The sequence below is a fragment of the Polaromonas sp. genome, from assembly GCF_049790275.1.
In the GTDB taxonomy this organism is placed as follows: Bacteria; Pseudomonadota; Gammaproteobacteria; order Burkholderiales; family Burkholderiaceae_C; genus Polaromonas.
Genome location: NZ_JBAQYR010000002.1, coordinates 20,608 through 33,050 on the forward strand (window position 1 = coordinate 20,608; position 12,443 = coordinate 33,050).

Here is a 12,443-nt window from a genome sequence, read left to right on the forward strand (position 1 = left end):
ACGCTTTCCGGTCTGGAACGGTTTCGTGCTGCGCTCATGCGATCAGCTCCTCATTTTTGTAGAAACAGGTATGGGTGCCGAGCAGCTGCAGCCAGGCGGTGTCGCCGGCTTGCGGCGCTGTTACACCGGAATGCAGGCGAACTTTCACGACGCCTTCACCCACCGTCGCCGTCAGCATCAAATGGGTACCGATGTCCTGCACGCGCACAACGCTCGCGGGCACAGCACCCGCAGCGCCGGACGCCGCCAGGATGACGTATTCAGGACGTATGCCGAGCTTGTAGTCGCCGGCCGGCAGTTCCCGCCCGGCGGGCATGGCCAGCGTGTGGCCCGCAATGTCGAGGGCATCGCCGGTAGCCCGGGCGGGCAAAAAGTTCATGCCGGGGGAGCCGATGAAATGCCCCACAAACGTGTGCTGCGGCCGCTCGAACAATGCATCGGCCGACCCGATCTGCACCGCGCGGCCACGGGTCATCACCACCACCTGCTGGGCAAAGGTCAGCGCCTCCACCTGGTCGTGCGTGACATAAATCAGTGTGAGCTTGAGTTCGTGGTGAATCTGCTTGAGCTTGCGACGCAACTGCCACTTCAGATGCGGATCGATGACGGTCAGCGGCTCGTCGAAAAGAACCGCCGAGACATCGGGCCGCACCAGGCCGCGGCCCAATGAAATCTTCTGTTTCGCATCGGCAGCCAGACCCGCGGCGCGCTGGTTCAACTGGCCACTCATCTCCAGCATCTCGGCGATCTGCCCGACACGTTTTTTGATCTGGTCTTCCGGCATTTTCCGGTTGCGCAGGGGAAAGGCGAGGTTTTCAGCCACCGTCATCGTGTCGTAGATGACCGGGAACTGGAAGACCTGCGCAATGTTGCGCTCCTGCGGCGTCGCATGCGTCATGTCCCGGCCATCAAATTTCACCGTGCCCTGCGACGGCGCCAGCAGGCCCGAGATCACATTGAGCATGGTGGTCTTGCCGCAACCCGAGGGGCCCAGCAGCGCGTAAGCACCGCCGTCCTCGAAAGTCATTTGCAGAGGCAGGAGAGCGTAGTCGGCATCCTCACGCGGATTCGCCTTGTAGGAATGAGCAAGCTCGAGGTCGATGCGGGCCATGTCAGTACCCTCCCTTGCGCGGAGGAGCGACCAGCAACGCCCCTCCGGCATCGAACACATAAGCCTGCGAGGGATGAAGAAACAGCGTGATCGCAGCACCAAGATCGAAGTAATGCACACCCGTGAGCTGGGCCACGAGTTCGCCAACGCCCGTACTCACGTGCACAAAGGTGTCGGAGCCGGAAATTTCTGCCAGTTCGACCTTGCCGGCCAGCGTAATGTCCCCATCGCGCCGGGTTTCGCGCAAGGCGCTGGCACGCACGCCAACTGTCAATGCAGGCGAAGCATTTGGGGCCAGCGCGATGGCCAGTTCGGGACCGCCCACCAGTTGTACCCCCTGTCCACTGGCCGTGGCAGCCAAGAGGTTCATGGGCGGGTCGCTGAAGGCGCGAGCAACACGCAGCGACTTCGGCGCGTGAAACACCTCCGCCGTCGGGCCGTATTGCAGCAGCTCCCCGCCATCCAGAACCGCCGTGTAGCCGCCCAGCAGCAAGGCTTCACCGGGCTCGGTGGTCGCATAAATCACCGTTGAATCCCCGACTGCAAACAGCTGCGTCAGCTCCTCACGCAATTCTTCGCGCAACTTGTAGTCCAGGTTGACCAGCGGTTCGTCGAGCAGCATCAAGGGCGCGCCTTTCGCCAGTGCACGCGCCAGCGCAACGCGCTGCTGCTGCCCACCGGACAGCTCGGCCGGGTAGCGGTCCAGAAACATGTCGATGTGCAGGCGCTCGGCAATTTCACGCACCCGCTGGGTTATGTTTTTTTCGCCGCGCAGCTTGAGCGGCGAGGCGATGTTGTCGGCCACCTTGAGCGAGGGATAGTTGATGAACTGCTGGTAAACCATGGCCACGTTGCGCTCGCGCACCGCCATGCCGGTCACATCGGCGCCGTCCACCCGGACATGGCCTGCGCTGGGCACATCGAGGCCGGCCATGATGCGCATCAGGCTGGTCTTGCCGGCCTGCGTGGCACCCAGCAGGACAGTAACTTCGCCCGCGCGCGGAGCCAGGCTCATTTCATACAGCCAGGTTTCGGGACCCACTTTTTTGCTGACCGCGTCAAGTGAAAGTTGCATCACAAACCTTTACGAGAGTCGGTGTGCAAATGGATCAGGGAAGAGTTGTTGTGCATGCAAAATTCGTGTACCTTAGTTCGTATCTTTTCTATTTTTCTTCCTTTTTGCGCGTTTTGAATAGATGCTTTCCCTGATTTGTTTCTTTTTGTTTCGATATACAGTCGAATGACTTACAAAGCCCAAGCACGCGTGAACTCCAATCCCCGGCAACTCAAACTCCTCGACGTCGTCCGCGCCCGCGGCTCGGTCACTGTTGAACAGCTTGCCGAGACGCTGGAAGTCACCCTGCAGACCGTGCGCCGCGACGTACAACGCCTGGCCGAAGCCGGCCTGCTGACACGTTTTCACGGCGGCGTGCGTGTTCCAAGCTCGACGATTGAAAACCTGGCGCATCGCCAGCGTGAAAGCCTCAACGCCGACGGCAAGGCGCGTATTGCGCTGGCCGTTGCTGCAGAAGTGCCGGACAACTGCTCGCTGATCCTCAACATCGGCACCACCACCGAGGCCATTGCCCGGGCGCTGATGCATCACAAGGGCTTGCGCGTCATCACCAACAACCTCAACGTCGCGGCCATCCTGAGCGGAAACCCGGACTGCGAGGTCATCGTGGCTGGCGGCGTCGTGCGCGCGCGCGACCGCGGCATCGTGGGCGAGGCAGCCGTTGACTTCATTCGCCAGTTCCGGGTCGACATCGCGCTGATCGGCATTTCAGGCATTGAAGGCGATGGCTCGCTGCGCGACTTCGACTACCGCGAGGTCAAGGTGGCGCAAACCATCATTGAGCATGCGCGCGAAGTCTGGCTTGCCGCCGACAGCAGCAAGTTCAACCGGCCCGCCATGGTCGAACTCGCCACCTTGTCGCAAATCGACCGGCTGTTCACCGACCAGCCGCCGCCGGAGCCCTTTCCTGCACTGTTGGCCGAAGCCGGGGTAAGCTGCGACGTGGCCCACCCCTGAGCCTCACCCCAACCCGATTCGACGCCCATGACTTACCTGCTCGCCCTGGACCAGGGCACCTCCAGCTCCCGCAGCATCGTGTTTGACGAAAACGGCCACATCGTGGCCCTGGCCCAGCAGGAGCTGCCGCAGATTTATCCCAGGCCGGGCTGGGTCGAACATGACCCCATGGAGATCTGGCGCACCCAGCTGGCCACCGCGCGCGAAGCCCTGGCCAAGGCGACCCTCAAGGCCGGCGACATCCGCGCGCTGGGCATCACCAACCAGCGCGAAACCACCGTTGTCTGGAACCGCAAGACGGGCCAGCCCATCCACCACGCCATCGTCTGGCAAGACAGGCGTGCCGAAGCCACCTGCGCCCAACTGCGCGAAAACGGCAAGGCCGACCTGATCCAGGCCAAAACCGGGCTGCTGGTCGATGCCTATTTCTCCGGCACCAAACTCAAGTGGCTGCTCGACAACGTGCCGCAGGCGCGGCAACAGGCGGCGCGCGGGGAACTCGCTTTCGGCACCATCGACAGCTGGCTGATGTGGCAGCTCACGGGCGGCACCCTGCATGCCACCGACGTGACCAATGCCTCCCGCACCATGCTGTTCAACGTGCACACCAACAGCTGGGACGCCGACCTGCTGGCCCTACTGGACATTCCCGAGAACCTGATGCCACGGGTGTTGCCGTCCAGCACGCATTACGGCGACGTGCAGCCGGATTTGCTGGGCGCGGCCATACCCATCGGGGGCGTGGCGGGTGACCAGCAGAGCGCACTGTTTGGCCAGGCCTGTTTCAAGGAAGGCATGGCCAAAAACACCTACGGCACCGGTTGCTTCTTGTTGATGCACACCGGCAACAAGTTCCAGACGTCGCACAACGGCCTGCTCACCACCAGTGCAGCACAGGTCACGCCGCAAACCGAGTTTGCTTTTGAAGGCAGCGTATTCGTCGGCGGTGCCGTTGTGCAGTGGCTGCGCGACGGCCTGCATGCCATCCAGGGCAGCGGCGAGGTGCAGGCGCTCGCGCAAAGTGTTCCGGACTCCGGCGGCGTCATGATGGTGCCGGCCTTCACCGGCCTGGGCGCCCCCTACTGGAAACCCGATGCGCGCGGCACCATCACCGGCCTGACGCGCGGCACCACGGTGGCCCATATCGCGCGGGCTGCGCTGGAAAGCATCGCCTACCAGAGCGCGGCCCTGCTGCAGGCCATGAGCCGCGACGCGGTGGCCGCCGGCGCAGCGCCGGTGGCGGAACTCCGGGTGGACGGCGGCGCTTGCATCAACGAGCTGTTGATGCAGTTCCAGGCGGACCTGCTGGGCATTCCCGTCGTGCGGCCGGCCGTCACCGAAACCACGGCGCTCGGTGCAGCCTACCTGGCCGGCCTGTCCAGCGGTGTTTATGCCAGCACCAGCGAACTGTCGGACATGTGGCGCGCGGAACGCAGGTTTTTGCCGACCTTGAGTGCCGACCGCGCAGCCGGCCTGATGGCGCAGTGGGAACACGCGGTGCGGCAGACCGTGGCGCTGTAAGCCAGCACCGGCGGACGTCCGTTTCCGGTTTCCCTGTCACAACCCGTACCGCCCGGCGAGCCTAAACTCGCTTCATGCCCTGCCCGCCCCAACCCGCCAAGACCGCGTTTGCACTGACACGGCGGCGGGTGCTGCGCTACGGCGCTGCCGCAACGCTGGGCCTGGCGGGCTTCGCGCCCACCAAGCCGGCGCTGGCCTTCCTGGCACCACCCCGCACCCGCCTGCGGCTCATCGGCGAGGCCCGGTTGCCGCACCGGCTCCAGTTTCAGGGCACCACCGTCGGCGGCTTGTCGGGCATCGACTACGACGAGGCCAGCGGTTTGTATTACCTGGTCAGTGACGATGGCTCGAACATCAACCCGGCGCGGTTTTACACGGCACGCCTTCCGTTCGAAGCGGATCGGCTGGGTGAGCTCACCCTGACCGGCGTGACCGCCCTGCGCCAGGCCGATGGCAGCGCGTATCCAGCCGCATTGCGGGGCATCCAGGTGCCCGACCCGGAGGCGATCCGCTGGCGCACGGCCAGCCAGACATTGCTATGGACCAGTGAGGGGCATGCCCTGACGGGAGCGGCACCGGCGCTGCGTGAAAGCCGCGCTGACGGCACGCTGGTTCGCGAATTTGCGCTGCCCGCCATGTTTGACTTTCATCTCACCCAGGGGCCGCGCATCAATCTGGCGCTGGAAGGCCTGGCCTTGAGTCCGGACGGCAGCCGGGCCTGGATCGCCATGGAGGGCCCACTGCGCCAGGACGGGCAGCCGCCGACCGTGCAGGCAGCCGGCGGGCCATGCCGCCTCACCCAGCTGGACCTGGCCAGCGGGCAGGTCGTGCGGCAAATAGCCTACGTGCCCGACGCCATTCCGCGCGCACCTGTCGCGCCGGCCACCCATGCCGACAACGGCGTCAGCGAAATCCTGATGCTCGACGCCGACCGCATGCTGGTGCTGGAGCGGGCCTACATGGCGGGGCACGATGCCCTCACGGGCAATTCGCTGCGCCTTTACCTGATCGACACCCGCGAGGGGACGGACACGCTGGCTATCCCGGCGCTGCAACCCGGCGCCTACCAGCCGGCCGCCAAGCTGCTGCTGGCCGATTTTTCGGCCTTCACCGGCGCCGGCCCCGGCTACCGGCTGGCCCGCCTCGACAATACCGAGGGCATGAGCTGGGGCCCGCGGCTTCCCAACGGCAACCGCAGCCTCCACTTCATTAGCGACGACAATTTCAATCCGCGGCAAATCACCCAATGGCTGGCTTTTGAATTTTTTGACTGAGCATTCATGACTTCTCCCCTTCACACAGACACAAGCGCCATCGCCTTCATCGGCGGCGGCAACATGGCCAGCGCCATCATTGGCGGCCTGCTCAAGCGCGGCCAGGCCGCAAGCCAGATCCAGGTGGTGGAACCCTGGGCGGAACAGCGGGCCAAGCTCAGGAAGCAATTTGGCGTGCAGGTGAACGAAAGCCCCGGTGAGTCATTGGCCAGCGCCACCCTGGTGGTCTGGGCCGTCAAGCCGCAAACCTTCAAGGACGCCGCCCTGCTCACCCGCTTCCACACCAAGACCGCCCTGCACCTGAGCGTGGCGGCCGGCATCCGCTCCGACAGCATCGCGCACTGGCTGGACACCCAGCGTGTCGTGCGCTCCATGCCGAACACACCCGCGCTGATTGGCAAAGGCATCACGGCCCTGTTCGCGCGGCCCGCCGTCAGCGCCGATGACCGCCTGGCCGTCGAGCGCGTGATCCAGACCACCGGCGACTTCGTCTGGCTGGACGACGAAAAACACCTCGACGCCGTGACTGCCCTCTCGGGGTCCGGCCCCGCCTATGTGTTCTATTTCATTGAAGCCATGGTGCAGGCCGGTGTGGACATGGGGCTCAGCCGCGATCAGGCCCACAAGCTGGCGGTGGGCACCTTTGTCGGCGCAGCAGAACTGGCGCGCTCGTCGGACGAGCCGCCGGAAATCCTGCGCGCCCGGGTCACGTCCAAAGGCGGCACCACCTACGCGGCCCTGACGTCCATGGAACAGGACAACATCAAGCAGCAGTTCATGCGCGCTATGCACGCCGCCAGGCGGCGCGCCGCGGAACTCGGTGACGAGTTTGGTGCAGCCTGAGTTCCTTGAACGAAATCCGGCTTTGGCCCTTATTGTACGGGCGTCACCAGCTACTCTTTTAATAGCAACTCACTGGCAGGCGCTTACACGCCAGCCAGCGCATACGACAGCGCAATGCCGGCAAACACCGTGAAACCCAGCCAGTGGTTCAGGCGGAAAGCCTTGAAGCAGTCGTCACGCCCGCGTTTGCGGATCAGCCAGCCGTGCCACACGGCCTGCGCCAGCGCCACGCCAATAGCTACGAAATAAATAGCAGGCTGCGGCATCGCCACAAGGGCCCAGGCCCAAATCGACAGGTAAGCCAGGTAACTGGCCATGACGGCGGCCACGTCGAACCGGCCCAGCGTGATGGCCGAGGTTTTCATGCCGATCCTGAGGTCGTCATCGCGGTCCACCATGGCGTACTCGGTGTCGTAGGCAATCACCCAGAACAGATTGCCCAGCAACAGCAGCCAGGCCAGCGGCGGCACACGCGACTGCACCGCCGCAAAAGCCATGGGAATGCCAAAGCTGAAAGCCACGCCCAGCACCGCCTGCGGCATGGACACAAAGCGCTTGGCATACGGATAGACCACGGCCACGGCTAGCGCGGCAAACGACCAGATGATGGTGGTGGTGTTGGTGCTCAGCACCAGGCCGAAAGCCAGCAAGGCCAGCACGGCGCCCAGGATCAGTGCCTCCCTGACGGACACCGCACCGCGCGTCACCGGGCGTTGCGCAGTGCGTTTGACATGTCGGTCGAACTCGCGGTCGGCGACGTCGTTGAGGCAGCAGCCGGCACTGCGCATCAGGATGGTGCCCAGCGTGAAGACAGTGAGCAAATGCCAGCCGGGGAAACCGTGCGAAGCAACCCACAGCGCCGACAGCGTGGGCCAGAGCAGCAGCAACCAGCCCGCGGGGCGGTCCCAGCGGATCAGTTGCAAATAGAGGCTGAGTTTATTTTTCAAGCCTCAATTCTGGCATCACCGTCCCGGGGTGGGCGCCACTGCCTATTCTTCGAGCAATGAGCGCAGCATCCACGCCGTCTGTTCGTGCACGGTCAGGCGCTGGGTCAGCAAATCGGCGGTCGGCTGGTCATCGGCCTTGTCGGCCACCGGAAACAGCTCCCGCGCCGTGCGTGCAACGGCTTCATGGCCTTTCACCAGAATGCGCACCATTTCCATCGCCTTGGGCGGGGTGGTGGGCACGTCGGGTACTGAGGCCAGCTTGCTGAACTGTGCATAGGAGCCCGGCGCCGGATGGCCCAGCGAGCGGATGCGTTCGGCCACCGGGTCCACTGCGGCCCACAGCTCGGTGTACTGCGTCATGAACATCGCATGCAGCGTGTTGAACATCGGCCCCGTCACGTTCCAGTGGAAGTTGTGCGTGGTCAGGTACAGCGTGTAGGTGTCCGCCAGCAGGCGGCTCAGGCCCTGGGCAATCGCAGCGCGGTCTTTTTCGCCGATGCCGATGTTGATGGGCGGTACGCCGTTGCGGCCGGCGGAAGCCTTGGGGGTTGTTTTGGCCATGGTCTGTCCTTTATTAAAGTGTTCTGAACTTCACTCTAAGCAATCGGGACGCTCAGGGCAACAGCCAAACTGTATCGCCTTGATAGGCATCATGAAATGCCTTGAAACGCGGCTCAGGAGAGGCGCGTCACGCCGGGCAGCTCGCAGGCGTAAATGGCATTGCGCAAGGCGGCGATGGCTTCATACCGGGTGAAGCTGCGGCGCCAGGCCAGCACCACGCGCCGCGTCGGCACATGGCCTTCGAAAGGCAGGTAGGTGATGTAAGACGCCAGCTCGGCCGCCTCCTTGCCCTTTGCCCTGGCCTTGGCCGGCTTCGGCACCAGCGCGTCCTTGGGCACACTCAGGCGCGGTACCAGCGTCACGCCCATGCCGGCAGCCACCATGTGTTTGATGGTCTCCAGCGACGAGCCTTCAAAACTCTTGCGTATGCCCTCGGCATTGCTCGAAAACCGCGCGAACTCGGGGCACACCTCCAGCACATGGTCGCGAAAGCAGTGCCCGGTGCCGAGCAGCAGCATGGTCTCTTTTTTCAGCTCTTCGGCGGTGATGTTGCTGCGCGTCGCCAGCGGGTGGGTACTGGGCACCGCCGCCATGAAGGGCTCGTCGTACAGCGGCGCTATCGCCAGGTTGGTGTCGGGAAAAGGCTCCGCCAGGATGGCGCAGTCTATTTCGCCGGTACGCAGCTCTTCCAGCAGCTTGACGGTGAAGTTTTCCTGCAGCATCAGCGGCATTTGCGGCGTCTGCGCAATCGCCTGGCGCACCAGGTCCGGCAGCAGGTAGGGACCGATGGTGTAGATCACGCCCAGGCGCAAGGCGCCGGCCAGCGGATCCTTGCCGCGCTTGGCAATCTCGCGGATGCTGTCGGCCTGTTCCAGCACGCTTTGCGCCTGGCGCACGATTTCTTCGCCCAGCGGCGTCACCGTGATCTCATTGGCGTTGCGCTCGAACAGCTTGACCTGCAGCTCTTCCTCGAGCTTCTTGATCGCCACGCTCAGGGTCGGCTGGGACACGTGGCAGGCCTCGGCACCCTTGCCGAAGTGCTTTTCCCGGGCGACGGCCACGATGTACTTGAGCTCTGTGAGAGTCATCCTGGTTCACCATTCCTGCAAACGACTGCGGCCGTCGCCAACGATCTTGTCCGGGGGTCGATCCCCGCAAGCGGAGCTGGGCCAAAGCGTCTGCGTTGCGCAGCAAGCAGTGACGGCCCAGCATGCTCGGCCTCGTCGGCTTCACTTCGTAGAGCTGTCGCCTCGACCGAGCCTCGCCCTGTCCCTCCCATGATCACAGCCACGATGTATTTGAGTTCAGTCAGCGTCATGCGCTTATTGTGCGGCTTTTCCCGGCGGCGATGATGACGACGCATTCGACCGGATACAGCCAAACGACCCCGGCACGGTTTTGCGCCAGATGCATGTGTCGAATCGACCTTTTTCCCTTACCCAATGAGCATGGACAGCTATCAAATACATAGCATCCAAAAAAAGCCACCCGTGACAGGCCTTGAAGGAAAAAGCTTACGCCGCTTCAGGCCAAAACCGGGGCAGGACACCTGCCGAAGGCACCTAAAGTGGTAAACCATCAACTACAGGAGCCACCCATGGTCAACCCAACCGCCCCGGAATCGCTGAAAGGCAAAACCCTGCGCTGGAGCTTCACGGACGGGCCCACCGCAGGCATGACGTTTGAACACAGCTTCAACCAGGACGGCTCCATTGCCTGGCGCGTGGCCGGCAAGGAAGGCAAGCCCACACGGGTCGACAGATGCGCCGCCGTCAAAATTGACGATGCGGTGTTTGCCGTGTCTTACCTGGGCGGATCGGGTTACACCCTGACGGTGGTCTTGAATTTCAGGAACGGCGAAGCGATTGCCTTTGGTTCCAACGACAAGGAATGGACACAGCAAAAGGGCAGCTTTGAAGTCGTGGACTGAACGCTCCGGGCTTTTCAAATTTGGCATCAAATGCAAAAAAAGCCCACGACAGCCCGCTGCTCATTCGCCTTACGCCTTGAGGAACTCCGATTTTCCTCCCAGCCAGCGCGCAATATGCTGCCGCGCCAGTTCGGGATGCCGGTCCAGCATCACCGGGGCCAGCGCCCGCGCCCAAGCCAGCAGTTCCGTATCCGTCGCCAGGTCGGCAAACCGCAATAGCGGCGCGCCCGACTGGCGAGCGCCCAGGAATTCACCCGGTCCGCGTATTTCCAGGTCGCGTCGGGCAATTTCGAAGCCGTCCTGCGTCTCCACCATGGCCTTGAGTCGGGCCCGCGCGGTTTCGCCGAGGCGCGGCGCATCTCCGGTCGAATAGAGCAACACACAAGCCGAGGCTGCCGCGCCGCGCCCGACCCGGCCGCGCAGCTGGTGCAACTGGCTCAGGCCGAAACGTTCGGCGTGCTCGATCACCATCAGCGATGCATTAGGCACATCCACGCCGACCTCGATCACCGTGGTGCTGACCAGCACGCCAAGCTGGCCACTGGTGAACAAGGCCATCACCGCCTTTTTTTCGGCCGACGGCATGCGCGAGTGCAGCAGGCCGACCTTTGTGCCGGGCAGCGCGGCCGTCAGTGCTTCGTGCGTCTGGGTTGCATTGATCAGGTCGACCGATTCACTCTCTTCAATCAGGGGGCAGACCCAATAGACCTGACGGCCTTCTGCGAGCTGGCTGCGGATGCGCTCCACCACTTCGTCGCGCCGCGCCTCGCTGACCACCTTGGTGACGATGGGCGTGCGGCCCGGTGGCAGTTCGTCGATGGTGGAGACGTCGAGGTCGGCGTAATAACTCATGGCCAGCGTACGCGGGATCGGTGTCGCCGTCATCATCAGAAGATGCGGCTCTTCCCCACCCTCAGTCATCTTGCTGCGCAGGGCCAACCGCTGTGCCACGCCAAAGCGATGCTGCTCGTCGATGATGGCGAGCGCCAGGTTTTTGAAAATCACCTTGTCCTGGATCACCGCGTGGGTGCCCACTACCAGGCCGGCTGCGCCGCTTTCGATCACGGCCAGGGCCTCGCGCCGCTCCTTCGCCTTCTGGCTGCCGGTCAGCCAGGCAGTCTGGATGCCCAGCGGCTCGAGCCAGCCGATCAGCTTGCGAAAGTGCTGTTCGGCCAGGATTTCGGTGGGCGCCATCAAGGCGCACTGCCAGCCGGCGTCCATGCAGCGCGCCGCGGCCAGCGCGGCCACCACGGTTTTGCCGGAGCCGACATCGCCCTGCAGCAGGCGGTGCATGGGCACGTTTCTTTTCAGGTCGGCGTCGATCTCGGTGCCGACACGCTTCTGCGCCACCGTCAACCGGAAGGGCAGGCGTTCCAGCAACTGCTCGTGCAGCGTGCATTGCGTACCGCGCATCGCGGGCCCGACAAGCGCGGGCGCACGCATGGCCGCACGCACCCGGCGCGCCTGCAGCTGTGACAGCTGCTGGGCCAGCAGCTCCTCCGCCTTGAGCCGCTGCCAGGCCGGGTGACTGCGGTCTTCCAGCGTGGCGAGCGCCACATCCGGCGCCGGGTTGTGCAAAAACAATAGCGCCTCACGCAGACTGGATAAGGGCTGTGGCAGGTTTTTATTCAAAAATTCCCGGGGGATGGTTTCCGCAAGGTCAGCCCGGCCCAGGCCGCCGAGCACGGCCTTGCGCAGGTAGGCCTGCGGCAAGCCAGCCACGGTGGGGTAGACCGGCGTCAGCGCCGTCGCAAGCTCGCCGCCGGCGGCGCGGAAACTGGGGTGCACCATTTCACGGCTGACAAAACCGCCGCGGATTTCGCCGCGCACCCGTACGCGTGCTCCCACGCTCAGGGTTTTCTGGTGGGCGGGGTAAAAATTGATGAAGCGCAGCACGCAGGTGTCGCTGCCGTCGTCCACCGTCACGCGCAGTTGCCGGCGCGGGCGGAACGTAATTTCACTGTGCGTGACCTGGGCTTCGATCTGCACCATGTCGCCATCGCGCGCATCGGCCAGCCGGGTGATGCGGGTTTCGTCCTCGTAACGCAGCGGCAGGTGCAGCGCGAGATCGATGTCCCGGCGCAGACCCAGCTTTTCCAGGGCCTTCTGCGGCTGGGACTTGGGCACTGGCGCAGGCGTGTTCGCAGCTCCCGCTGCGGTCTGGGTCACTTTTGGCGAAGAAGCACCGGTGAGGGAGCGGGGGGGCATGGGACAATTGTGCCTT

11 protein-coding genes are annotated in these 12,443 nt (G+C 64.0%); 5 read left to right on the forward strand and 6 right to left on the reverse strand.

Features of this window, described 5'->3' with window-relative positions; all coding sequences use genetic code 11:
* Positions 1–34: 34 nt before the first annotated feature.
* The gene (locus tag WA904_RS00195) at positions 35–1,111 is read right to left on the reverse strand and encodes an ABC transporter ATP-binding protein (protein WP_425195114.1); all 1,077 of its coding nucleotides are present in this window, start codon (positions 1,109–1,111) and stop codon (positions 35–37) included.
* A 1-nt stretch (position 1,112) separates the two neighbouring features.
* Entirely contained in the window at positions 1,113–2,186 is a 1,074-nt protein-coding gene (locus tag WA904_RS00200; protein ID WP_425195115.1) for an ABC transporter ATP-binding protein, read from the reverse strand.
* A gap of 189 nt (positions 2,187–2,375) precedes the next feature.
* Between WA904_RS00200 and WA904_RS00205 the strand changes: the two genes are divergently transcribed.
* The 4 genes from WA904_RS00205 (at position 2,376) to proC (ending at position 6,781) form a co-directional block, all read left to right on the forward strand.
* Entirely contained in the window at positions 2,376–3,143 is a 768-nt protein-coding gene (locus WA904_RS00205; protein WP_425195152.1) for a DeoR/GlpR family DNA-binding transcription regulator, read from the forward strand.
* A gap of 27 nt (positions 3,144–3,170) precedes the next feature.
* Entirely contained in the window at positions 3,171–4,664 is a 1,494-nt protein-coding gene (gene glpK, locus WA904_RS00210) for a glycerol kinase GlpK (protein WP_425195116.1), read from the forward strand.
* Positions 4,665–4,738: 74 nt separating this feature from the next.
* A complete protein-coding gene (locus WA904_RS00215; RefSeq protein WP_425195117.1) occupies positions 4,739–5,938 on the forward strand; it encodes an esterase-like activity of phytase family protein in 1,200 nt (399 codons plus the stop codon).
* A 6-nt stretch (positions 5,939–5,944) separates the two neighbouring features.
* On the forward strand, positions 5,945–6,781 hold the full coding sequence (gene proC / locus WA904_RS00220) for a pyrroline-5-carboxylate reductase (protein ID WP_425195118.1): 837 nt from the start codon (positions 5,945–5,947) through the stop codon (positions 6,779–6,781).
* Between the two features lie 83 nt (positions 6,782–6,864).
* Here proC and ubiA read toward each other — a convergent pair whose 3' ends face one another.
* The 3 genes from ubiA to WA904_RS00235 form a co-directional block, all read right to left on the reverse strand.
* Positions 6,865–7,728 carry a 4-hydroxybenzoate octaprenyltransferase gene (gene ubiA, locus WA904_RS00225; protein WP_425195119.1) on the reverse strand — a complete coding sequence of 288 codons (864 nt, stop codon included), beginning with the start codon at positions 7,726–7,728 and terminating at the stop codon, positions 6,865–6,867.
* Positions 7,729–7,770: 42 nt separating this feature from the next.
* Entirely contained in the window at positions 7,771–8,289 is a 519-nt protein-coding gene (locus WA904_RS00230; protein WP_425195120.1) for a Dps family protein, read from the reverse strand.
* A gap of 113 nt (positions 8,290–8,402) precedes the next feature.
* On the reverse strand, positions 8,403–9,377 hold the full coding sequence (locus WA904_RS00235) for a LysR substrate-binding domain-containing protein (protein WP_425195121.1): 975 nt from the start codon (positions 9,375–9,377) through the stop codon (positions 8,403–8,405).
* Positions 9,378–9,886: 509 nt separating this feature from the next.
* On the opposite strand from WA904_RS00235, the gene WA904_RS00240 reads away from it, so the two are divergent.
* Positions 9,887–10,219, forward strand: a complete 333-nt coding sequence (locus WA904_RS00240; RefSeq protein WP_425195122.1) for a MoaF N-terminal domain-containing protein — start codon at positions 9,887–9,889, stop codon at positions 10,217–10,219.
* A gap of 69 nt (positions 10,220–10,288) precedes the next feature.
* Here WA904_RS00240 and recG read toward each other — a convergent pair whose 3' ends face one another.
* Positions 10,289–12,427 (reverse strand): ATP-dependent DNA helicase RecG, encoded by a 2,139-nt coding sequence (gene recG, locus WA904_RS00245; RefSeq protein ID WP_425195123.1) that lies wholly within the window; start codon positions 12,425–12,427, stop codon positions 10,289–10,291.
* Positions 12,428–12,443: the final 16 nt, after the last annotated feature.

Excerpts from the sequence above, each read along its gene's own strand:
- WA904_RS00195 (WP_425195114.1), bottom strand. The coding sequence starts at position 1,111 with ATGGCCCGCATCGACCTCGAGCTTGCTCATTCCTACAAGGCGAATCCG.
- WA904_RS00200 (WP_425195115.1), bottom strand. The coding sequence starts at position 2,186 with ATGCAACTTTCACTTGACGCGGTCAGCAAAAAAGTGGGTCCCGAAACC.
- glpK (WP_425195116.1), top strand. The coding sequence starts at position 3,171 with ATGACTTACCTGCTCGCCCTGGACCAGGGCACCTCCAGCTCCCGCAGC.
- WA904_RS00215 (WP_425195117.1), top strand. The coding sequence starts at position 4,739 with ATGCCCTGCCCGCCCCAACCCGCCAAGACCGCGTTTGCACTGACACGG.
- proC (WP_425195118.1), top strand. The coding sequence starts at position 5,945 with ATGACTTCTCCCCTTCACACAGACACAAGCGCCATCGCCTTCATCGGC.
- WA904_RS00230 (WP_425195120.1), bottom strand. The coding sequence starts at position 8,289 with ATGGCCAAAACAACCCCCAAGGCTTCCGCCGGCCGCAACGGCGTACCG.
- WA904_RS00235 (WP_425195121.1), bottom strand. The coding sequence starts at position 9,377 with ATGACTCTCACAGAGCTCAAGTACATCGTGGCCGTCGCCCGGGAAAAG.
- WA904_RS00240 (WP_425195122.1), top strand. The coding sequence starts at position 9,887 with ATGGTCAACCCAACCGCCCCGGAATCGCTGAAAGGCAAAACCCTGCGC.
- recG (WP_425195123.1), bottom strand. The coding sequence starts at position 12,427 with ATGCCCCCCCGCTCCCTCACCGGTGCTTCTTCGCCAAAAGTGACCCAG.